Source organism: Aliidiomarina shirensis (assembly GCF_003987345.1).
Taxonomy (GTDB): domain Bacteria; phylum Pseudomonadota; class Gammaproteobacteria; order Enterobacterales; family Alteromonadaceae; genus Aliidiomarina; species Aliidiomarina shirensis.
Genome location: NZ_PIPP01000001.1, coordinates 781818 through 804044, shown reverse-complemented (window position 1 = coordinate 804044; position 22227 = coordinate 781818). Strand labels below are relative to the sequence as shown.

At 46.2% G+C, this 22227-nt stretch carries 17 protein-coding genes; 7 read left to right on the top strand and 10 right to left on the bottom strand.

Features of this window, described 5'->3' with window-relative positions:
* Positions 1 to 51: 51 nt before the first annotated feature.
* From CWE13_RS03765 to CWE13_RS03740, 6 genes are all read right to left on the bottom strand, one after another.
* Entirely contained in the window at positions 52 to 1764 is a 1713-nt protein-coding gene (locus CWE13_RS03765) for a BatD family protein (RefSeq protein ID WP_126806022.1), read from the bottom strand.
* Between the two features lie 78 nt (positions 1765 to 1842).
* Complete coding sequence (locus CWE13_RS03760; protein WP_126806020.1) at positions 1843 to 3651, bottom strand: VWA domain-containing protein; 1809 nt, start codon at positions 3649 to 3651, stop codon at positions 1843 to 1845.
* Positions 3648 to 4655, bottom strand: a complete 1008-nt coding sequence (locus CWE13_RS03755) for a VWA domain-containing protein (RefSeq protein ID WP_126806019.1) — start codon at positions 4653 to 4655, stop codon at positions 3648 to 3650. Before CWE13_RS03755 ends, CWE13_RS03760 begins: the two co-directional genes overlap by 4 nt.
* Positions 4648 to 5121: a DUF4381 domain-containing protein gene (locus CWE13_RS03750; protein WP_126806017.1), complete on the bottom strand. Its 474-nt coding sequence runs from the start codon at positions 5119 to 5121 to the stop codon at positions 4648 to 4650. The genes CWE13_RS03755 and CWE13_RS03750 overlap by 8 nt, the downstream gene beginning before the upstream one ends.
* Positions 5121 to 6131, bottom strand: a complete 1011-nt coding sequence (locus CWE13_RS03745; protein WP_126806016.1) for a DUF58 domain-containing protein — start codon at positions 6129 to 6131, stop codon at positions 5121 to 5123. Before CWE13_RS03745 ends, CWE13_RS03750 begins: the two co-directional genes overlap by 1 nt.
* A 3-nt stretch (positions 6132 to 6134) precedes the next feature.
* Entirely contained in the window at positions 6135 to 7094 is a 960-nt protein-coding gene (locus CWE13_RS03740) for an AAA family ATPase (protein WP_126806014.1), read from the bottom strand.
* A 123-nt stretch (positions 7095 to 7217) separates the two neighbouring features.
* Between CWE13_RS03740 and fadI the strand changes: the two genes are divergently transcribed.
* The 3 genes from fadI to CWE13_RS03725 all read left to right on the top strand — a co-directional run bounded on the left by fadI (position 7218) and on the right by CWE13_RS03725 (position 11000).
* Positions 7218 to 8531: an acetyl-CoA C-acyltransferase FadI gene (fadI, locus tag CWE13_RS03735; RefSeq protein ID WP_126806013.1), complete on the top strand. Its 1314-nt coding sequence runs from the start codon at positions 7218 to 7220 to the stop codon at positions 8529 to 8531.
* Positions 8531 to 10660: a fatty acid oxidation complex subunit alpha FadJ gene (fadJ, locus tag CWE13_RS03730; RefSeq protein ID WP_126806011.1), complete on the top strand. Its 2130-nt coding sequence runs from the start codon at positions 8531 to 8533 to the stop codon at positions 10658 to 10660. Before fadI ends, fadJ begins: the two co-directional genes overlap by 1 nt.
* A 142-nt stretch (positions 10661 to 10802) precedes the next feature.
* Positions 10803 to 11000, top strand: coding sequence for a hypothetical protein (locus CWE13_RS03725; protein WP_126806010.1), 198 nt, complete (start codon positions 10803 to 10805; stop codon positions 10998 to 11000).
* 2 nt (positions 11001 to 11002) lie between these two features.
* On the opposite strand, the gene CWE13_RS03720 is transcribed toward CWE13_RS03725, so the two are convergent.
* The 4 genes from CWE13_RS03720 to nadK form a co-directional block, all read right to left on the bottom strand.
* Complete coding sequence (locus tag CWE13_RS03720) at positions 11003 to 13762, bottom strand: insulinase family protein (RefSeq protein ID WP_126806008.1); 2760 nt, start codon at positions 13760 to 13762, stop codon at positions 11003 to 11005.
* A gap of 138 nt (positions 13763 to 13900) precedes the next feature.
* Positions 13901 to 14248, bottom strand: a complete 348-nt coding sequence (locus CWE13_RS03715; protein WP_126806006.1) for an outer membrane protein assembly factor BamE — start codon at positions 14246 to 14248, stop codon at positions 13901 to 13903.
* Between the two features lie 146 nt (positions 14249 to 14394).
* A complete protein-coding gene (recN, locus tag CWE13_RS03710; protein ID WP_126806005.1) occupies positions 14395 to 16074 on the bottom strand; it encodes a DNA repair protein RecN in 1680 nt (559 codons plus the stop codon).
* Between the two features lie 116 nt (positions 16075 to 16190).
* Positions 16191 to 17090 carry an NAD(+) kinase gene (gene nadK, locus CWE13_RS03705; protein ID WP_126806003.1) on the bottom strand — a complete coding sequence of 300 codons (900 nt, stop codon included), beginning with the start codon at positions 17088 to 17090 and terminating at the stop codon, positions 16191 to 16193.
* Between the two features lie 195 nt (positions 17091 to 17285).
* Between nadK and grpE the strand changes: the two genes are divergently transcribed.
* The 4 genes from grpE (at position 17286) to CWE13_RS03685 (ending at position 22209) form a co-directional block, all read left to right on the top strand.
* Positions 17286 to 17888 (top strand): nucleotide exchange factor GrpE, encoded by a 603-nt coding sequence (gene grpE / locus CWE13_RS03700; protein WP_126806169.1) that lies wholly within the window; start codon positions 17286 to 17288, stop codon positions 17886 to 17888.
* Positions 17889 to 17996: 108 nt separating this feature from the next.
* Positions 17997 to 19916 (top strand): molecular chaperone DnaK, encoded by a 1920-nt coding sequence (gene dnaK, locus CWE13_RS03695; protein WP_126806001.1) that lies wholly within the window; start codon positions 17997 to 17999, stop codon positions 19914 to 19916.
* A gap of 90 nt (positions 19917 to 20006) precedes the next feature.
* Positions 20007 to 21161, top strand: coding sequence for a molecular chaperone DnaJ (gene dnaJ / locus CWE13_RS03690; RefSeq protein ID WP_126806000.1), 1155 nt, complete (start codon positions 20007 to 20009; stop codon positions 21159 to 21161).
* Positions 21162 to 21384: 223 nt separating this feature from the next.
* Positions 21385 to 22209, top strand: coding sequence for a M48 family metallopeptidase (locus CWE13_RS03685; RefSeq protein ID WP_126805998.1), 825 nt, complete (start codon positions 21385 to 21387; stop codon positions 22207 to 22209).
* Positions 22210 to 22227 lie beyond the last annotated feature (18 nt).

The window sequence follows — 22227 nt, the reverse complement described above, 5'->3', positions numbered from 1 at the left end:
GGCCCGATACATGAAAATGTATCGGGCCCTTTTGTATTGGTGAAGAATAGATTACGTGTTGGGATATAAACTGGGGAGCTCTGATTCCGGTCCAGTTTTAACCTGATGTAACCGTTGAATTTCAGACCATAGCGCTTTGCCGGAACTCCAATCCTGAGTATTTTTACTATAGAGTGCCGCCTCTAACTCTTGAATACGCTGATGCAAATCTGAACTTTCGAATGATTTGGCTACTGCGAACAAACCATGGACTGTTTTCCCAGTTCTGGCATGATGCCAAGCAAGTAACGCGCTTCGTGCTGCCGCTGCATTATTGGTGCGGCAGGCCTGCTTAAGTTCGTGCAAAGGCTTTCTTACCTGCTGTGGTACCACAGGTAGAGAGCTTGGTACCTTGGAATTCATTCTATTTTTGTACTTTAAGCGAATAAGCCATATTAAAGTTAGCAGCCAGAGCGTGCCGAATGCTGCAGCCGCATACTGCCAGTAGGTGAGCAACTTCTGCTGTTGCGCCAATTGCGCTTCATACTCCGAAATAGCTACCGTTTGAGCGGGTTGCTCGGTGTTCTCGGAATCCGTTTCAGTAAGCTCAGGTTCGCTTTGCATTGTTCCTGGTACCGTGAGCCCTCCGGGCGGCGATAGTACCTTTACCGAGCGCTCAGGAAGCTCTGCGTACTCTATTTGGTTGGTACGAGTATTCCACCATGGAACTTGTATCGCCGGAAGTACAAATTCCCCTGCGCTCGCAGGCACGATAGCTGTTGTATAGCTAGCGCGTGCAACCGATTTTCCACGGATCACACTTGCTTCGGTTTGCCCTCGATCTGGATAAACACGAAGCTCCGGCGGATACTCTAAATTAAGCTCAGGTAATTGCTCTGGCCGCACGCCAACAGCAGTTACTACAACTCTTCGGGTAATGGGTTCACCAACCGTAAAACTCGAACTATCTGGATCCCAGTGTTCTTCAATTGTTACTTGCTCGCTTGGAAGCCACGTACCTGTGTAATTGCTAGGGCGCGGTTGAACATTGATGTTGATGTCGTCTGAACGTGCGCTAACCGGCTCAATTCTCCCTAATGCGCTAAACCCAGAGGTCGGCATGCGCCGCACCTGACCATCAAAACGTACACCGGGAATAGTTAACTCACCGCTGCGCCTTGGGGTTATTCCATAAGTACGAGTCAGTACTTGAAATCGTCGACCGTCGATAACTTCTTGCGATTGTCGGTCTTGCCCGAGTTGCTCGACGGTGACATGTTCCATACTTGGAAAACCTAAGCTTCCGCTTTCTAATTGGTCAGCGACATAGAGCTTTACCGTGTAAGTGAGTTGCTGTTGTACATAAACAGAATCGCTATCCAGAGTGGTTTCAATAAAATAATTCCGTTCTTCCGGAGCTTGTTCGCTTGCCGCGATCACTCGCACTTGAATCGGAGCTGTTTGCGCATTCCCAACGGTAATTGCAGGGATTTCGTAGGTACCGGCGGCGGGCGCCACCAAAGAAACACGCCATTCAATAGAGCGAGAAACTTGATTATTAATAGTTGTTGCACTGCTATTAACCGCAGTGCCTCTAATTTCAAAATCACTAATCCAACGCTCCGGTGAAAATGTATTGGGAGCTAAACGTTCATCGCTGGTAATCGTAAGCACCAGTGCGCCATATTCAACAACTGGATTTTTATCAACACTCGCCGTTGCCTGTTGTCCGTAACTAGGCAAGTTAAAAAGTAGGAGTGCTATAACAGCGATATTTTTTTTCATGTTCCAAACCTCTAATGCGATATCTCGCAATGTCGTGATACAGCAAAAAATAGAATACTGCGGCTGCGGATTAACAGTTTAATTACTCCGCGGCGGATTTCTTAAGCGGCGCCGCTGAGCTTCGAGCAATAGTCGGTTCCGCAACAATATAGCGGGGTCATCGTCAACCTTGCGCAATAGCTGTTCAAGTTCTTCAGCCTCCTCAGTCGATAATGCTTCAAGTTGTGCGGCTAAAGCTTCTTCCTCGCTTAGCGCTTCATCAGTATCAGGTAAAACCCCTTCACGTTCTTCCGCACTGCTACCTTCTTGCTCGTCAGTGCCGCGGTTGTCTGCGTCCGCTTCATCGCTACTATCAGGTTGATTTTCTTGCTGATTTGATTGTTGTTCACTATCGGTAGTTTCGTTCTCGCTACCGTCTTGCTCGCCCGATTCTGATTCTTCAGCGTTAGGCTCTCCATCTTCAGAGCTTTCGTTACTATTTTCTTGCTCTTGCTGTTCTAACATTTCTTTGGTTAGCGCTAGGTTTTCACGTGCTTCTGTCCAATCAGGGCGTTCAGCTATTGCGTTTTCATAAGCTGCGATAGCAGATTCTAACTCACCTAAATTTACCAATGCATTGCCTAAGTTGAAGTCGCCTTCGGGTGTTCTTACTTGGGCAAAACTCTCTGCGGCGTTGGCATAATCTTCAGCCCGATACCATGCCATGCCTTGTGCCATGGGATCGGTATAATTTTCCGCTGCAACTCGATAATTGCCAGCTCGAAATTGCTCTTCGGCATATTGTGCACGGTTGCTAAACGGGAGCTTCCAACCCGGAACACGCTGTTGTTTATCGGTATCTGGTGCATCAGCTACTGATTGCGCAATAACAGGTTCAGGTGCGAACAGGAACGCCAAAAGTAGAGCCCAGAGAACGCCTTTGCGCGCCGCAAGTATTACCAAAGGTATCAGTAATAAAACGAACCAAGGCCCCGCATCACGCCATTGCTCTCCTTGTTGAACCGATTCCGAGGTGTCGTTTTGCTGTCGGGAAAAATCCATGATGGTTGTTACGTCGCTACCATCTACGGTAGCTAACACATAACGGCCTCCGGTTTCAGAACTAATACGCTGTAGATATTCTGGTATTAACCGGGCCAGAATTACACGACCAGAATTATCACGCAGTAATTCACCTTCGCTATCACGAATCGGGGCGCCATCTTCAGTACCCGCAGCTAGAATCGAAACTCGATAGTTATTGGTGCGGAAAAATTGCCGTAAATCTTCCATATCACGTTGGTCAATACCACTGGTGAGCCAGATTATTTCGCCTTCTGCATAGCCCGCCGCTGAAAGTAATCGAGCGGCTTCTTGCATGGCCAAAAGCGGATCATTTCCCGGCGTGGGCATAATTTCCGGAGTGAGAACCTGTAGGCTTTGCAAAATGGTGGCACTATCGCGCGTTAGCGGGGTTACGGTAAACGCATCACCGGCATAAGCGATAAACCCCAGTTGCCCAACATTGAACTGATTAACAATATCGGTAGCTTTAAAGCTCAAGCGGGTAAAGCGATCTGGGTTGGTATCCTGGGCTCGGGTTTGCATGCTCGCATCTAATACGATCACTGCACCTTGATCTTGGTTAAAAAGCGGCACAGAAATTCGCTGCCAGCTTGGCCCAGAAAGGCCGATGATAGTGATCAACAAACCGCTAATCAACGCATAAAACGGCCACTGCGAGGTTCGAGAGGTGCTGCCTTGCATTAACCGTTGGCTCAGGTGTGATGCAATTAAATGCTGCCAATTGGCGCGTTTGTGCATGTAAGTACGCAGCCACGGTAAGCAAACGAGCCAAGGTATCAAGAGCCAAAGCCACTCAGGGCGAAGAAAATGAAATTCACTCATTTACTACCACCTGCTAATCGTTGCCAAACTAATTTGCCCCACGTAATACCAATAATGTGGAAAAGGAACAGCAGTAATCCAATAGCCAATGGCCAGTGAACTAAGCTGGTGTGGGGGCGAAAGAACTGTTCATCGGCAGCTATGGGTTCTAAGCTATCAATAGCTGCATAGATTGATTCCATATCACTTTCACTTTTTGCGCGAAAATACTCGCCGCCGGTGGTTTCGGCAACAGTTGCCAAAAAACTCTCATCTAAATCACTACTCGGATTTATTCGCCGCTCGCCAAATAATCCTCTTACCGTTACTTCTTCCGCGCCAATTCCGATAGTATGAATTTTCACATCGTGATTTTGTGCTAAATAGATGGCTTGGTCGGCGGTAATATTCCCAGAATTAATCATGCCGTCGGTAATCATGAGCACCACACGTTCTGAGGTTTCCCGTTCTTCAAAATAGCGAATTGAAAGCGCAATGGCATCACCGAGTGCTGTGCGTTCGCCAGCTAGCCCTATTCGAGCCTCTTCAGCTAACTGCGCTACGGTTTCTAAATCACTAGAAATAGGAACGTAAACATGTGCCGAATCAGCGTATACAATCAGGCCAATACGATCGCCTTGTCGGCGCCGAATGAAATCTGCCAGAATTTTGTGGGCCGCCTCCAAGCGTGTGGCTCTGCGGCCGTTATAGGTCATGTCGTCCATTTCCATGCTCCCGGACAAATCGAGCGCGATCATGATTTCTCGGGCTTCCGGATTCACAGGAATAGGCTCATCAAGCCACCGGGGTTGTGCTGCCGCGGCAAGTATCGAAACCCAAACGAGTAGGGGCAGTAACCACAAGCGATGCTGGGCCTGAATTGCTGAGCTGTCAGTAGGGCGTAAAAATTGTGCCTGCGGCAACCAAAGCGATGCGTTTGCTCTTTTTGCGGCGGGCAACAGCCAGCGCGCAAGCAAAGGTAGTGGCAATAGTAGAAAGATCCAAGGCCAAGCAAACTCAAACATGCGGCCTCCGTTTTGGCGCTACTTTCGGTAATCCAAACTGTAACCATTGGTGAATGAGTGCCCGGTACGCTTGCACATTATCGCTACTTTCTGGTTGATACATGCGCGCGGTAAATGGTTGTAAACTTGCAGCAAAGGCTTCTTGTTTATGTTTCGGCATGGTTTTTATCAAGAAGCGATGCCAATCGGCACCTTGTAAATGAGCCACTTCTTCTTGCGGCCACACTTGCAGCGCTGCGCGTTTCGCAACACTATTTAATGCACTTAAACTTGCATGTGAGCGTGAAATTTCTACTAGTGCAGCTTTACTGATACGATTCCGTTGCCGATGTTGGTGGCGAGCATACAAAACACTTACTATTAACACTAGTAAAGCTATGGCAATAGCCCAGTATCCCCATGGTAAAGGCCACCAATGAGCGCTTTCTGCCGGTACAATATCATTTAGTTCAGGTAATGCGTTCATCAGTGCTTACCTCGATGAAACCACTGCATATTTGCTGGCAGAGCAGCTGATACAGTTGCTACACGAACGCCAGCTCGGCGCAAACCCTGTTCACGTTCGGATTGCCATTGAATAGCTTGCCGCTGCCATTTTTTATGGTAGTCAGGGTTCGAAAGAAACAACGTATGTTGCTCTTTACCATCATAAATATCGATATCTCGAAACACATTTTGCGGTAAGCGTTCTTCGAACGGATCGGTAATCATGATAGCGGTAACGGTATGATGCTTGCGTAAACCTTGGAGCAACTTGATCGTGGCCGAATCCAACTCACTAAAATCGCTAATAATAACGATATCAGCGCCGGGCCGGCATAGCTTCATCAATCTCCGCAGTTGTTGCCCTAGATCTTGTTGGTTATTGCCGAGATTTGTATTGGAATTATCAGGATTGTTTTCGCTTTCTGCTGGAGCCATTTCCGGATGCAATGCGATGAGCTGCTTTAAGAGCAACAAAGCACCGTGTTGCCGAGCTTGCGGTTTAATTTCGATGTGCTGATGGTTATTGTAAATCAAACCACCAACCCGATCGCCGCGTTGTACGGTATGCCAAGCAATTCCAGCGGCCACGTGTGCAGCTTGCAGCGATTTTAAAAGGAGTTGTGAGCCAAACCACATGCTGTTACTAAAATCGACACACAAAAAAACCGGCCGTTCTTTTTCTTCCCGAAATAACTTGGTGTGGGTTTGTCCTGTACGTGCAGTTACTCGCCAATCGATAGCGCGTACATCATCACCTGCTTGGTAGTGACGCACTTCATCGAATTCCATACCTCGGCCTCTCGTTTTGCTCAATCGTTGGCCTGATTGAGCTGAGTTACCACTGGCTTTGGGAACAGGTAAACGTAAAGGTTGATAGCGATACTTCAGCAATTCGGCCATGCACGGGTATACGCCATCGCTATGCGATTGCATTAGCCACTCGGTCACTTCTTTTGCGCTGAAACTGCTTACTGCTTGCTTTTGCATCATGGATTACGGAGCCGGAACCAATTCAAGAATACGATCGATAACGCGATCACGGCTAATACCTTCTGCTTCTGCCTCATAGCTCAAAATGATTCGGTGGCGGAGGACGTTATGTAGCAGCGCCGCAGCGTCATCGGGAGTAACGAAATCTCGGCCATCTAACCAAGCTCTAGCACGAGAACTGCGATCCAGGGCGATAGTGGCCCGAGGGCTAGCGCCGATCGCGAGCCAACTCGCTAACTCTGCATCATAGTGTTCAGGCTTACGTGTAGCCATAATAAGGGCGACCAAGTATTCCTCAACAGCATCATCCATATGCAATGTGAGTAATTCTTTGCGGGCGGAAAAAATGGCATCTTGCGTGAGCGGTTCTGCCATCTTGCTGGTACCTTGAATACGCTCGTTACGAGTAAGGCGTAATATTTTTTGTTCGGTTTCCGCATCTGGATAATCCAGACTCAAATGCAATAAAAATCGATCAAGTTGTGCTTCCGGTAGCGGGTAGGTACCTTCTTGCTCGAGAGGGTTTTGCGTCGCCATTACCGTGTATAAAGCGGGTAACGGGTAGGTGGTGCTGCCCACACTAATTTGTCGTTCCGACATTGCCTCAAGTAATGCACTTTGCACTTTTGCCGGTGCACGATTGATTTCATCAGCTAGAATAAGATTATGAAATAAGGGGCCTTGCTGAAATATAAACTCGCCGCTTTCAGGGCGATAAATATCGGTACCCGTTAAATCAGCTGGCAGCAAATCGGGCGTGAACTGTACCCGTTGAAAATCGGCTTCAATACCATTAGCTAGCGCTTGCACTGCGCGTGTTTTAGCCAGGCCGGGAGGGCCTTCAACGAGTAAGTGACCATCCGCCAAAATGGCAATTAACAAATGCTCAGTTAGTGTGGGTTGACCTAACACTTGAGTTTCGAGATACGATTGTAACTGCCTAAATGCAACCACTGCTGTCATAACACCCTCATTTATTTCTAACGTGCGAAGTGCTTATCTTACGTCTATGGTTTTATTTTTCTACATTTGTAAGTAGAATCATGAGATAAATTGTGGTCAGACCACTAATTACAGAGGTAATCTATGTCATCTTTACAACAGAACTTACGTACTCCGAAGGGTGATCGTATCGCCATTGTTGCAGGTTTACGAACCCCTTTTGCTAAACAAGCAAGCTTTTTCCATGGCGTTCCAGCACTTGATATGGGTGCAATGGTGGTGCAAGAGTTGATTCAAAGAACAAATCTTGATCCTAGCTTGGTTGAGCAGCTCGTTTACGGTCAAGTTGTGCAGATGCCTGAAGCCCCAAATATCGCTCGGGAGATTGTCCTTGCAACGAGCCTGCCCGTCAATACCGATGCGTATAGTGTAAGCCGTGCATGCGCTACGAGTTTTCAATCAGCGGTAAATATAGCCGAAGCCATGTTAGCGGGTTCCATTTCGGTGGGTATTGCCGGAGGCGCTGATTCATCCTCGGTGTTGCCGATTGGTGTTTCAAAAACGTTGGCGCGAGCTCTTGTTGATTTGAATAAAGCGCGCAGCCTCGGGCAGCGCCTAAATATTCTAAAACGGTTGCGGTTAAAACATTTAATGCCAGTTCCGCCAGCTGTTGCTGAATATTCAACGGGGCTCAGTATGGGGCAAACCGCTGAGCAAATGGCGAAAACTCATGGGATTAGCCGTGCTGATCAAGATAAGCTTGCTCACCGCTCGCATCAACTCGCTCACGAAGCTTGGGAGTCAGGCAAGTTAGCGGATGAAGTAATGGTTGCGCATAGTGCGCCTTATAAAGAATTTATGGAGCGCGATAATAATATTCGCGCTAATTCTGACGTAGCCAGTTATGCAAAATTACGCCCTGTATTTGATCGCAAACATGGCACAGTAACGGCTGCTAATGCTACGCCATTGACGGATGGAGCATCAGCGGTACTGATGATGACCGAGAGCCGGGCCAAAGAATTAGGTTACAAGCCACTTGGCTACATCCGTAGTTATGCATTTGCGGCAATTGATGTATATGAAGATATGTTAATGGGGCCTTCGTACGCAACTCCGTTGGCGCTAGATCGAGCCGGTATGACACTTGCGGATTTAGATATTATTGACATGCATGAGGCCTTTGCAGCGCAAACGTTAGCAAATATGAAGATGTTTGCGAGTAAGAAATTCGCCCAAGACAAGCTGAACCGTAGCAGTGCAATTGGCGAAATTGATGAATCGAAGTTTAACGTTCTGGGCGGATCGTTGGCGTATGGCCACCCATTTGCAGCAACGGGAACGCGAATGCTTACACAAGTATTACATGAGCTTAATCGCCGAGGTGGCGGAACCGCATTAACCACAGCTTGTGCTGCCGGTGGTTTGGGTGCAGCAGTAATCGTGGAGACAGAATAATGGAACAGAATCAAAAGAGCGCATTTAGTTTAGACATTCGCGATAACGGCATTGGTATTATTACCATTGATGTGCCGGGTGAGAGTATGAACACATTGAAATCAACTTTTGCCGATGAAGTTGCGAAGTTGATGGAAAATATAGAGGGAAATCGTGAGCTCAAGGGGATTGTTTTTATAAGCGGTAAGCCCAGTTCGTTTGTTGCTGGTGCCGATATTCGTATGATTAACGATTGCGAAACCGCAGCTGATGCCGAGAGTTTAGCGCGCCAGGGGCAGGCGCTGTTCGATAGAATCGAAGCGTTGAAAATACCAGTGGTTGCCGCAATTCATGGGCCAGCGCTTGGCGGCGGCTTAGAACTTGCGTTGGCATGCCACGTGCGTGTTGTGAGTGATTCGGCAAAAACGGTTCTTGGTCTCCCTGAAGTTCAGCTTGGTTTGTTGCCTGGTTCGGGTGGTACGCAACGTTTACCTAGGCTTGTTGGCGTGCAACAAGCGCTAACCTTAATGCTCACGGGCAAGCAATTACGAGCTAAGCAAGCACTTAAAATGGGCCTCGCGGATGAAATGGTGCCAGAAAGCATTTTGCTTGAGGCAGCCGTTGAGCGAGCGCTAAAAGGTAAGCCAAAAGCGAAGAAGCCGAAGTTAAACTTGGTGAGTAAAGTTTTAGAGGGGCCATTAAGCTCAGTTTTATACAAGAAAGCGCGCGAACAAGCGCAGAAGAAAGCCCATGGTAATTACCCCGCAATTGATAAAATTATTGATACTGTAGCTCAGGGTATGAACAAAGGGATGAAAGCAGGCTTAGCCTATGAAGCCAAGCAATTTGGTGAATTGGCGATGAGCGATGTTTCTTATCAACTTAGAAATATTTTCTTTGCAACTACCGAGATTAAAAAGGAAACCGGCGCCGACGGCGTAAAACCTGAGAAAGTAAAAAAAGCGGGTGTGCTTGGTGGCGGTTTAATGGGCGGTGGTATTGCTCATGTATCGATCAGTAAAGCAAAGGTTCCGGTTCGTTTAAAAGATATCAATCAAGAAGGCATTAAAAATGCTTTGGCTTATCACCACAAGCTTTTACAGCCTAAGGTAAAACGTAAAATTATTCGGCCTACTGATTTGCAGAAGCAAATGTTAATGCTTACAGGAACGGTTGACTACAGTGGCTTTAAAGATACCGACATTGTTATTGAGGCAGTGTTCGAAGATTTAGATTTGAAACAAAAAATGGTGGCTGATGTGGAGAATAATGCTGCAGAGCACACGATTTTTGCTACCAATACATCGTCGTTGCCGATTACCCAAATTGCGGCTAAAGCTTCACGTCCCGAACAAGTGATTGGGTTGCATTACTTCTCGCCTGTAGAGAAGATGCCATTAGCTGAAATTATTACCCACGAAGGTACTTCAAAAGAAACGATTGCAACAACAGTAGAGTTTGCCAAACGCCAAGGTAAAACGCCGGTAGTAGTTAAGGATGGTGCTGGTTTTTATGTCAATCGTATCCTGGCACCATACATGAACGAAGCGGCGCGGTTATTGCTTGCCGGTGAACCTATCGAAGTTCTGGATAAAACATTCGTTAAATTCGGTTTTCCAGTAGGCCCCATAACCTTACTTGACGAAGTTGGCATTGACGTGGCGGGTAAAGTGGCACCAATTCTTACCGATGCGCTTGGCGAACGTTTCCGTGCGCCTAATGCCTTTAATAAACTGCTAGATGACGGCCGTAAAGGGCGCAAGAGTAAGAAGGGTTTCTATCTTTACGATGGTAAGAAAAAAGGTAAGCACGTTGATAGTTCGGTATATCAAGTTGTGGGTATTACGCCTTCGGCGTCGTTACCAGCCGATGAAATGGTAGAACGTTGCGTGTTGCCAATGCTCAATGAGGCCGCCTGGTGTTTGCAGGATGATATTATCCGTTCTCCACGTGATGGCGATATTGGTGCTATTTTTGGTATTGGTTTCCCACCGTTCCGTGGCGGACCTTTCCGTTACATGGATAGCCTCGGGATTGAGCATGTTGTTGCGCGTTTACAGCATTATGCTGAAAAAGAAGGCGATCGATTTAAACCGTGTGATTTATTGTTAGAAATGGCTGCTAAAAACAAGCAGTTTTATAGTAAGTAACAGGTTTCGATGCCGCCAATACATTTAGTTGTTTGTTTACTGTTAGCTATTGTGTTGGTGGCATAACACCTGTGTAAATGCAGTTCGTTATGGCTTTTTGTATAATGAAACTGTATTTATTAAGAAATAAGGGGAATAGTGAATGCTATTTTTTATCCTCCTAGCTGTTATTTCTGCCGCATTTTATTATATCCAAGCATGGCAACATGCGTTGGGCCCACGCCGCTGGGCTTTAATGGGGCTTTTGTTTGGCCCTTTTATCCTTCCTATGTTTCGAACCCATAAGCGCATGCGCCGAATGAAAGCGCAAGGTAGAGCCGCAATTCACTTTAATGCTTGAACCTATTTAGAGGCTTTTTTTGACGAGAGTGCCATCGCCGATAGTTCTTCACCCAACCTAGATTGACAGAACTTGGTGAATTGCTCGCGTGTTGAATTTTGCACTTCCGTAGCTACTTCGCCCGCTAATGCAAATTGACCCTGATTATTGATGATGGAACTCCAGTAGCGCTGGGCACGAACGCGCATACTTGGTGCGGAATCGGTTAAATGGCTTAGAACAGCCGTTTGCGCATTTGTAAACACAGATTCTTCGAGCGTTTCGAGTTGTTTAATAAACGCATTAATGAAGCTTTTAATTGCGCTGCTGATCTGCTCTGTGTTGTGGCTGGGCGATTGCACATAGCATAGTAATCCGGGAAGCCCATGCATGGGAATATAACTTGAGCCAACTAGATATCCGAGTTGTTGTTCTGTTCGCAACGCATTAAAAAAACTTGGGTTGAAAATATGGTTGAGCAGTAAAAAATGCGCTTTTTCGCGTAGTGATGTACTTTGCCCTTGAATAAAAAGAGCAAAGGCGTAATCGCTGTGTTCATTGCGGAATTGGGTTTCGGTTATGCCCGTATTTAGGCGCTTCACCGAACGCAATACTTTTGATTTCTGCGTGGTTACTACGGGTAATGTATTTCTCACCCATTGCGCGAGCTCTTGCGCGGTTTCAACGCGAATATCACCGTGAATTAAAAGCTTTACTTGCGCATCTCGAAGCATCCCGGGAAGTAAATTACAGTAGTGTTCAAAATCCAAATCTTCGATGCTCGCCGCCAGCTGTTCAGCGGTGTAGGAGCCATATTGGAGCTGATGATGCAGTAATGAAAACAAGTGGTTCACTGGCTTGTTTTGATGAATCGATTGCCAATTTCGTTGCAGCTGTTGCCGTACCGATTGAAAATGCTGTTCACTTGAACGTAACGCCGCAAGAGAGCGCATTAGATCTTTAAATAATGTTGGTTGGCGATCAGAAAAACCGGCTAAGTGAAGCGTGATACCTGATTGCTGTGGATATAAATTAAAGTGCATTCCAGCCACTTCAGCATCATAAAACTGCTCGCTCAAGAGCTCCTGGCCAAGCTCGCACCAAATGCGGCTAATAGCGTTGTTACGAGCACTTGCATTTGCTAACGGCAGTTGTAGCGATAAATATATATGCGCTTGCGGCTCGCGAAAGTGTTCGTCCTGTAAGTGCCACAATGAAACCCCGTTGCTGCAACTTACTTTGGTAGGGCTATAGCCACTGCGTTCGCAATTCACTTTTGTTGTTTTGCTGTCATGTCCAGCGATTGGTTGCGGTGTAATACGTTCGGGAATATAGGGGTTCGCTGGCGGTATGGTAAAGCTTGCTGCGAACTTTTCAGCTAATGGCTGTTGAAATTTGGCGAGTTGTTGTTTCGAAAACCGCTCAAAACTGTAATCAGCAGCATAGAAATGTGTTTTTTGGGTGGTTACCACATCATTATGAATAAGCGTTGCTCGTGTATTATCAGGGCTCATTTTCGCTAGCATTTGTTTTGCTAAAGAGGGTTTTAAACCGTCCATACGGTAATCGCCACTGACAACATGTTCAGGCCGATAGTGCAGCATGTTAATGGATAACTGGGATGCTAAATCAACTACACGAATAGATTCCGGAAACTGATACGCAAGCGAAATCATTTGCTGGCGCTCGTGGTATAGCCCGTCGCTTAGTCCGTCGCTAGAAATGAGCGCAATGTATTGGTAACAGGCTTGCATGATTTCTTCTATGTGCAACAAGCCATCATCGGTAAGCTGCATATTAATGTTGAAGTCTTTGAAATTATAGCCACTCATCCCGCCGCCAGCAGAGAGTTCATTAATCCAATGTTGTTGGCGAAGGAAAAAACACAAACTGCCAGGGCCTTCGTGGCCTAAAAGGTGAGCAATGTAGCTCGTTGTTTTATGCAGATAATCACTATTAATTTCATTCAGTGGAAAGGTGAGAATCAGCCGAGCGGCTTGTTTAATTGGGCGTACTTTAATAAAACAAGACTTCTGCTCTTCGAGATAAATAGGTTCGTTCGGTAACGGGTGCGGTTGTTCGCCGGCGTTGAGATCTTGAAAGTTATCAGTGGCTAAGGTTTCAAGCTCATCAAGTGTTGCGGGGCCCGCTAAAACTAATGCAGCATTTTTTGCGACATAATAACGCTGATGGAAATCTTGTAAACGCTGACGAATCTTTACCGTATCGCTATCTGCCAGCGTAATTGCATTTCCCACTGAGAATTTAGAGAACGGGTGGGCAGGGTTCGCAGTGGTTTTGTGAACCTCATACAAGCGACGTAGCTCGTCTTTTAGCTTTAACCGATACTCAGCTTCAATTGACTGCCGTTCCTTTTCAACCCATTCGTTAGCGAGTAGAGGCTCTTTAAATAGACTAGCGAAGTGCACCAGGGTTTCGGCAAAGCCAGCATTTCCTGTGGTGAAGTAGTAGTTGCTGTGTTCCGTACCTGTCCAAGCGTTAAAGTGCCCACCATGCGCATTTACCTGTTTCGCAAATGCATCGGCTTGTGGGAACTTTTTGGTGCCTAAAAATAATAAATGTTCGAGGAAGTGGGCAATACCGGGGGCTTCTGCAGGATCTTGAAAATGCCCGGCATTAATTGCAAACGCAGCTGCGCTTTGTTGGCTACATGGACTATGAACTAACAGCACTTTTAGACCATTAGGCAACCGCAGCCACCGATAGCTGTGGCTATCGGCAATACTCGATTCTGGTGTAAGAATGGTGTTGCTTAGGTTCATCTGCGGTAGCGCTCTCAAATCGAACCAGTAGCTTAGGCTACTGGTATGAATTAGGTACGGATTACAGTTCTGTATCTACGTGAGCAACACCAATTATAAGAAAGTAAACAGAACTTACGCTAAGTCAGCGCCAACAGGTTACGATTCAAGTGGTGTATAAAAATCTTCATGAGGTTCAAAATCGCCCGCAATCGATGCTACCACATCGTCTTCAAATCGAACCGTTAATGCTCTCGTTATAACGTCGCCACGACCAGGTTTCATTCTAAAGATATAATGCCACTCGTCATCGCGAAATATATTTTCAGAAACTGGTGAACCTAATACGAAGCGAACTTGATCTCGGGTCATACCAACACGAAGATTATCGACATCTCGTTGCTCAAGGTAATTACCTTGCGGAATATCAATTTTATAAACCAATGGATCAATAACTGCACAGCTTGTAACTGCGGTTGCAAGGGCAAGCGCTAATAAAATTCTCATAAAAAACCCGAATTACCTATTTCAGACATTTGTGTCAGAAGTGAATCTTAGCTTAAAAGGAGCCTCGGATGCCACCCATCCAAGGCTTTTATTCGTCTGTTATCTGTAATAAAAGTTCCCAACATTAAAATTAAATCATGGGGAGCCTATCCAGCGAGTAACTCACGGGCATTTGCAAGCGTATGATTTGTTATCGTATCACCACCTAAAAGCCGGGCCAGCTCTTCAATGCGAAGTTCATCGGTAAGCGCACGCATAGAGGTGATGGTTTTACCTGCTTCCGTATGTTTGCTTACAAACATTTGTTGATGCGCCCGGGCTGCTACTTGTGGTAGGTGGGTAACACACAATACTTGGTTATGTTGCCCAAGCTGACGCAATAACTTGCCTACAGTTGCCGCCGTTGGCCCGCTCACGCCTACATCTACCTCATCAAAAATCATCGTTGGTAAATTATCTTGCCCAGCGGTGAGAACTTGAATCGCTAAACTAATACGTGATAGCTCGCCCCCAGAGGCAACTTTATTAATTGCTTGCTGCGGTTGCCCGGCATTTGCAGAAACGAGGAAACGGACATGGTCGATGCCCTGCGCAGACGCATATTCTTTACTATTTGCATCAACGGTTACCGAAAACTCACCATCAGGCATATTCAGTTTATGCATGGTTTCTGTAACATGGGCGGCTAATTTAGATGAGGCTTTTGCCCGATTTGTACTGAGTTGGGTAGCTAATTTAACGAAAGCTTCCTCGGCATCTTTAATTTCAGTATCTATTAAATCTAAGCGTTCAGTTGATGCGGTTAACCCTGCAAGTTCTTCGCGCAGTTGTTCATGCAGTTCAGCGAGTTTCTCCGGGGCAATTTGATGTTTCTTAGCTAATTGCATCGCTAAACTCATACGTTTTTCGCAATCTGCTAAAAGCTCTGGATCAAGATCAACACCATCTTGGTAATGACGAAGTTCACGCGTGGCTTCTTCTATTTGTACACCTGCATCATTTAGCATGGCTACGATAGGTTGAATATTGCTATCTAATTCAGCACTACCGTTTAATCGCTCGATAACCGATTGCAACAACGTAAACGCATTATTATGCTCGCCATCATAAAGACAATTTAAACTGAACTGACTATCTTCCAGTAAGCCGGAAGCATTTGCTAAGCGTTTATGATCTGATTCCAGCTCATGGAATTCTTCGGCCGATAGATTAAAATCATCGAGCTCGCTAACTTGATACTGTAGCAACTGCCTCCGGGATTCTTGCGCATCTTGTTGTTCAACCAACTTCCGCTGCTCGCGAACTAACGCGCGCCAATCACGAAACGCTTTACCCACTTTATTGAGTAAATCGCTATGATTGGCAAATTGGTCAAGTAACGAAAGCTGATATTCAGGTTTCATAAGTAAATGGTGATCATGCTGACCATGCAAGCTCACCAGCATGCCACCTAGTTCGCGCAATAAAGATACCGGAACAGGCGCACCGTTAATAAAACCTTTAGAGCGGCCTTCGGCGGTGAGTGTGCGGCGAATAATACAGTTATCTTCGTTTTCATCAGCATCATCGAGCATTTCATGCTCAGTGAGCCACTGCATAACAAGTGGAAGTTGATGCACATTGAAACTTGCCGTTACTTCGGCACGTTCACTGTCTGGGCGAACCATAGTACTTTCAGCTCTGGCACCTAAGCAAAGGCTTAATGCATCAAGTGCAATTGATTTGCCAGCGCCCGTTTCGCCCGTTATAGCGGTCATACCTTGGTGGAAATCAATTGTTAGGTTATCAACAATTGCGAAGTTTCGAATGTGGAGTTGTGTCAGCATGGTTGCCTCCCAGAGCAGTTACTGGAATACGTTACTGTTTATTTATACAGTAAATATACAGTAGTTATCCAGTAGTGCAAGTGGGTGCTGAAAAAATATGCAAAATTTTTCGCTGATTAGAATAAACGGCTACCCCAGTTAAGCTTATTCCGCAGCACGTGATAATAGTTGTAGCCTTTTGGGTGTATCAGCCGAAGCGCTTGTTGTTGCCGGGTGATATAGATTTCAGCCGCAGTAGGCACTGGCAGTTTCACGTGGCCATCACAGCTAATATGAAGTGGTTGGTCATCGGGCGCCACGCGTACGCGAATCACGCTATCGCCGCCAACAACTATCGGACGGCTACTTAGCGTATGCGGAAACATAGGCACGAGTGTAATGGCATTTAGGCCTGGGTATAGAATAGGGCCACCGGCAGAGAGTGAATAAGCAGTTGAACCGGTTGGTGTTGCTATAATTAAACCATCTGAGCGTTGGCTGAACACAAACTGGCCATCAACTTCAACCTCGAATTCAAGCATATGGGCAACTTGATCGGAATGCAGCACTACTTCATTCATTGCATTGGCGCGATGTAACGTTTCGCCATTTAATTCGATCGTTGCGTCCAGTAGAAAGCGGTGCTCAACGTTGTAGTTACCTGCAAGTACATCAAGCAGTTTTTCACTGGCTTCGTCTGGCGCTAAATCTGTTAAAAAACCCAAATTCCCGCGGTTTACGCCGATAACTGCAATATTGTGTAAGCTCAACTTTCGAGCCGCACCAAGCATTTTACCATCGCCGCCAATCACAATCGCAAGTTCAGCTTGCTCACCAATTTCTGCAAGGCTAGCGGATGTTACTTGTGGTGGCAATTCAGCTTCAGGGCCCGCGCTATCGGCAAGCACTTGATAACCACTGGATACCAACATGCGCGCTATTTGCTCAAGCGTTTCTAAGGCCGTTTCTGAATCTTTTTTGCACAACAAACCGATAATCCGAAACGGCGGATTAACGGGTGCTTTGGGTTCGGACATAACAATCTCCGCATGAAGGATAAGCGTTAAGCTACGGTTTTTAGCGCAATAGATCAATAAGTGAGTTATTACAAAATTTATCCTTGAATTTGAATTTGCCGCCCCCATATTCGAAAGCAAGCAAAAATGAGCAATCGACAATTCAACATTGCTCGCACTCGCAAAGCACAAAATACGATGAATATGGAGCACGGCATGAGCGATAAAAGCCAATCGGAACAGCAACAACAGCAAGAAACAAAAGTTGAAAGCGCAGAAGAGCAAGTGCTTGATGCTGCTGAGCAAGTAGAGGTTCCAGACGAGGATTTCGAAGCTGAGCTCGATCCAGAAAGCTTGCAGCAGGAAGTAACGGCTTTGCGCGCGGAAGTGCAAATAGAGCGTGAAAAAGCGCTACGGGTTGCCGCAGAAGCTGAAAACGTTCGCCGCCGTGCAGCGCAGGAAGTTGAGAAAGCTCGAAACTTTGCGCTTGAGAAGTTTGCAGGAGAGCTACTCGCGGTAATCGATAATCTCGAACGCGCTTTGCAAACAATAGATCGTGAAGATTCTGCCCAAGCTAATCTAGCGGAAGGTATTGAAATGACCCATAAAGGATTCATTCAAACCATCGAGAAATTTGGTTTAGAAGTTGTGAATCCGGAAGGGCAACCCTTTAACCCACAGCAACATGAAGCTATGGGAATGCAAGAAAACGCAGATTTACCGCCGAATACGGTAATGCATGTGATGCAGAAAGGTTATCTGCTAAACGGCCGCTTATTGCGCCCGGCAATGGTAATGGTTTCGCGCGCCGCGAATTAAAAATCGGCAAATAAAAGCGAAAGACCTTGTAATTAGTATTGAAATTCTAGCAGGTCGTCCCCACTTAAAAGACATCCTGGTAACAAATTGAACGTTTTGGAGAAAGACATGGGTAAAATCATTGGTATCGATTTAGGCACAACAAACTCTTGTGTAGCCATCATGGATGGCGATAAAGCCCGCGTAATTGAAAACGCAGAGGGCGATCGTACAACTCCTTCTGTTGTCGCTTTCGCTGATGATGGCGAAGTATTGGTTGGCTCGCCGGCAAAACGCCAGGCTGTTACCAACCCGCAGAACACATTATTTGCAATTAAACGATTGATTGGCCGCCGCTTCGAAGATGAAGAAGTGCAACGTGATATCGGCATCATGCCTTACGGCATAGTGAAAGCCGATAACGGTGATGCTTGGGTGGAAATCAAGGGCGATAAGAAAGCGCCACCACAGATCTCTGCTGAGATTTTGAAGAAAATGAAAAAAACAGCAGAAGATTACCTTGGTGAGAAAGTAACGGAAGCAGTAATTACCGTTCCAGCTTACTTTAACGATGCGCAACGGCAAGCAACGAAAGATGCCGGCCGTATAGCTGGTTTAGAAGTTAAGCGTATTATCAACGAGCCAACAGCGGCTGCGCTTGCTTACGGTATGGATAAGAAAAGCGGCGATCGCACGGTTGCGGTATACGATTTAGGTGGTGGTACCTTCGATATTTCAATTATCGAAATTGATGAAGTAGATGGCGAACACACCTTCGAAGTACTTGCTACAAATGGTGATACTCACCTTGGTGGTGAAGATTTTGATAACCGTGTAATTAACTATCTAGTGGAGCAATTCAAGAAAGATCAAGGTATTGATTTGCGTAAAGATCCACTCGCGATGCAACGTTTGAAAGAAGCAGGTGAGAAAGCGAAAATTGAACTTTCTTCTGCGCAACAAACGGAAGTTAACTTGCCATACATTACGGCTGATAGTTCAGGTCCGAAGCATTTGGCGATCAAACTTACGCGCTCTAAGCTCGAATCACTTGTTGAAGATATGGTGAAGAAAACGCTTGAGCCAGTAAAACAAGCCCTTGCGGATGCAGGCCTGAAAGTTGGTGATATCAACGATATTATTCTTGTTGGTGGCCAAACTCGCATGCCGAAAGTACAAGAGTTAGTAGCGGATTTCTTTGGTAAAGAAGCACGTAAAGATGTAAACCCTGATGAAGCGGTAGCTGTTGGTGCTGCTGTGCAAGCTGGCGTATTACAAGGCGACGTGAAAGACGTGTTGTTGCTTGATGTATGCCCTCTATCACTAGGTATCGAAACTATGGGTGGTGTGATGACGCCACTTATCGAGAAGAACACTACGATTCCAACCAAGAAATCGCAAACCTTCTCAACTGCGGAAGATAACCAAAGTGCGGTAACGATTCACGTGTTACAAGGTGAGCGTAAGCGTTCAAGTGATAACAAATCGTTAGGCCAGTTTAATCTTGAAGGTATTCGTGCAGCGATGCGTGGCCAGCCACAAATCGAAGTAACCTTCGATATAGATGCGGATGGTATTTTGCATGTATCTGCGAAAGATAAAGATACAGGTAAAGAACAGAAAATTACCATTAAAGCTTCTTCAGGCTTATCAGATGATGAAGTAGAAAAAATGGTACGTGATGCTGAAGCGAACGCTGAAGAAGATAAGAAGTTCGAAGAAATGGTGCAAGCGCGCAACCAAGCTGATGGTTTGATTCATGCAACCAAGAAGCAAGTTGAAGAAGCGGGTGACGATCTGCCAGCGGATGATAAAACCGCTATTGAAACCGCTATCAATGAACTTGAGGAAGCGATGTCAGCCAGCGACAAAGAAGCGATGGAAGCAAAAACGCAAGCGCTTATGGAAGCTTCAGCTAAGTTGATGGAAATAGCCCAGCAAAAAGCTCAACAGCAACAACCTGAAAGCTCAGGTGATGCTGCGAGTGATGCCGCAGATGATGTGGTAGACGCTGAGTTTGAAGAAGTAAACGACGACGAAAAAAAGTAAGTTGAAGCGTTGATTTACTATCTTGGCACGGGCGTTACCTTCGGGAACGCCCGTGTGTGTGTCTGACAGACTGACAGAGAACACAAAATTATGGCAAAAAGAGATTATTACGAAATTCTCGGTGTAGCTAAAGACGCAAGCGATCGCGATATTAAGAAAGCGTATAAAAAGCTTGCGATGAAGCTCCATCCAGATCGCACGAAAGGCGATAAAGATCTCGAGATTAAGTTTAAAGAGGTAAAAGAAGCCTACGAAGTGCTTATCGATGATGAGAAGCGCAGAGCATATGACCAGTATGGCCATGATGCATTCGATCAGGCACGCGGCGGGGCAGGTGCTGGCGGCTTCGGCGGTGGTGCAGATTTTTCCGATATATTTGGCGATGTATTTGGCGATATTTTTGGTGGTGGCCGCCGTGGTGGCGGTGGTGGCAGACGCGCTCAACGCGGCTCCGATCTTCGCTATGATTTAGAAATGACGTTGGAAGATGCGGTACGCGGGAAAGAAGTTGAATTAAAGATACCACGGTTAAGTACCTGTGATGATTGCGATGGCACCGGCTCTGCAGATAAGAGTAAGCCGAAAACTTGTGATGTGTGTCACGGTGCAGGGCAAGTGCAAATGCGCCAAGGTTTCTTTGCTGTTCAGCAGGCGTGTCCACAATGTCATGGCCGCGGAACTATTGTCGAGAATCCTTGCGGCAGTTGTCATGGGCACGGGCGCAAAGAAAAAACTAAAACGCTGAATGTAAAAATTCCAGCCGGTGTAGATACAGGTGATCGCGTGCGTTTAACCGGCGAAGGTGAAGCCGGCGAGCATGGCGCACCAAGTGGCGATCTGTATGTTCAGGTTCGAGTGCGTGAGCATGATATTTTCCGCCGTGAAGGGAATAATTTATACTGTGAAGTACCGGTAAGCTTCACCCAAGCTGGTTTGGGCGGTGAAGTTGAAGTGCCTACGCTGGATGGCCGAGTAAAGCTGAAGATACCTGCAGAAACCCAAACCGGACGGATGTTCCGCATGCGTGGTAAAGGTGTTAAATCGGTACGTTCCGGCTCGGTTGGCGATTTAGTATGCAAAGCCGTTATTGAAACGCCGGTGAATTTATCCTCTAAGCAAAAAGCACTATTGAAGGAATTTGAAGAATCAATGGGTACGGGCGATGAGGCGGCTAAGTATCGGCCAAAAGAACGTGGCTTTTTTGATGGTGTGAAAAAGTTCTTTGATGATTTAACGGGAAGTTAATTTATCAAATATAGCGATTAGTGCGGGTGCAATTGTTACCGGCATTGGTGAAAGGAGCGTATGTTCGGAGAACTACGCTCCTTTTTCGTATCAAGGCACACCTTGTGAAAATTGATCTATAAATACGTGTGCAAATATTTTGCAACATCTAGTGATTTGATGGGTAAATTTTCCTGAACTTGCTATATTGAAGCTTGAAAGCCTTAACGTGAAAGGAACGAAAATGAAATCTATAGGTTGGTTATCATTAATTACCCTAAGCGCTGTTGTTTTGGTGGCTTGTACTACGTCGCCAACCGGGCGTAGTCAATTGAATCTATTCTCTGGTGGCGCCTTAAACTCATTAGGGCAGCAATCATTTGCCGAAATGAAACAACAAGAAAAGGTATCCAACGATCCTGAGTTAAATGCTTATGCTCAGTGTGTTGCTGATGCCATTATCGAAGTTTTACCTGATGAGTATGCAAATATTGAATGGGAAGTGGCCGTTTTTGATTCTGAGGCTATCAACGCGTTTGCGCTTCCTGGTGGCCATATCGGCTTTTATACTGGGATTATGAAGCTTGCAGAAAACGAGCATCAGCTTGCCGCCATTATGGGGCATGAAATAGGGCATGTAATGGCGGAGCACAGCAGTGAGCGCATGTCGACAAACCTTGTTATAAGTGGTGGTTTACTCGGTGCCGATATGTTGCTTTCTGAGCGTCCTACCGAACAACGTGCAATGATTATGGGAGCTTTGGGTATTGGTACGCAGTTGGCAGTGGCATTGCCCTATAGCCGCACCCATGAATCTGAAGCGGATGAAATTGGTTTAGATCTGATGGCACGAGCCGGTTTCCGCCCCGAAGAAGCACCTAAGTTATGGGAAAATATGGCAGCGCAAGGTAGTGGTTCAACACCCGAGTTACTGTCAACGCATCCATCCCCAACGAGCCGAATTCGTGATTTAAGTTCACAGGTTCCCGGCGTTATGCCGCTATATCAAGCACGGGTTTCTGCAGGCTCTCTTCCGAAGTGTCCGCGACCACGAAAGCTAAATAATTAGGCGCAATCATAAAGTTCT

Bases quoted from the DNA above. Each gene is read 5' to 3' on its own strand.
- CWE13_RS03765 (WP_126806022.1), bottom strand. From the start codon at position 1,764: ATGAAAAAAAATATCGCTGTTATAGCACTCCTACTTTTTAACTTGCCT.
- CWE13_RS03760 (WP_126806020.1), bottom strand. From the start codon at position 3,651: ATGAGTGAATTTCATTTTCTTCGCCCTGAGTGGCTTTGGCTCTTGATA.
- CWE13_RS03755 (WP_126806019.1), bottom strand. From the start codon at position 4,655: ATGTTTGAGTTTGCTTGGCCTTGGATCTTTCTACTATTGCCACTACCT.
- CWE13_RS03750 (WP_126806017.1), bottom strand. From the start codon at position 5,121: ATGAACGCATTACCTGAACTAAATGATATTGTACCGGCAGAAAGCGCT.
- CWE13_RS03745 (WP_126806016.1), bottom strand. From the start codon at position 6,131: ATGATGCAAAAGCAAGCAGTAAGCAGTTTCAGCGCAAAAGAAGTGACC.
- CWE13_RS03740 (WP_126806014.1), bottom strand. From the start codon at position 7,094: ATGACAGCAGTGGTTGCATTTAGGCAGTTACAATCGTATCTCGAAACT.
- fadI (WP_126806013.1), top strand. From the start codon at position 7,218: ATGTCATCTTTACAACAGAACTTACGTACTCCGAAGGGTGATCGTATC.
- fadJ (WP_126806011.1), top strand. From the start codon at position 8,531: ATGGAACAGAATCAAAAGAGCGCATTTAGTTTAGACATTCGCGATAAC.
- CWE13_RS03725 (WP_126806010.1), top strand. From the start codon at position 10,803: ATGCTATTTTTTATCCTCCTAGCTGTTATTTCTGCCGCATTTTATTAT.
- CWE13_RS03720 (WP_126806008.1), bottom strand. From the start codon at position 13,762: ATGAACCTAAGCAACACCATTCTTACACCAGAATCGAGTATTGCCGAT.
- CWE13_RS03715 (WP_126806006.1), bottom strand. From the start codon at position 14,248: ATGAGAATTTTATTAGCGCTTGCCCTTGCAACCGCAGTTACAAGCTGT.
- recN (WP_126806005.1), bottom strand. From the start codon at position 16,074: ATGCTGACACAACTCCACATTCGAAACTTCGCAATTGTTGATAACCTA.
- nadK (WP_126806003.1), bottom strand. From the start codon at position 17,090: ATGTCCGAACCCAAAGCACCCGTTAATCCGCCGTTTCGGATTATCGGT.
- grpE (WP_126806169.1), top strand. From the start codon at position 17,286: ATGAGCGATAAAAGCCAATCGGAACAGCAACAACAGCAAGAAACAAAA.
- dnaK (WP_126806001.1), top strand. From the start codon at position 17,997: ATGGGTAAAATCATTGGTATCGATTTAGGCACAACAAACTCTTGTGTA.
- dnaJ (WP_126806000.1), top strand. From the start codon at position 20,007: ATGGCAAAAAGAGATTATTACGAAATTCTCGGTGTAGCTAAAGACGCA.
- CWE13_RS03685 (WP_126805998.1), top strand. From the start codon at position 21,385: ATGAAATCTATAGGTTGGTTATCATTAATTACCCTAAGCGCTGTTGTT.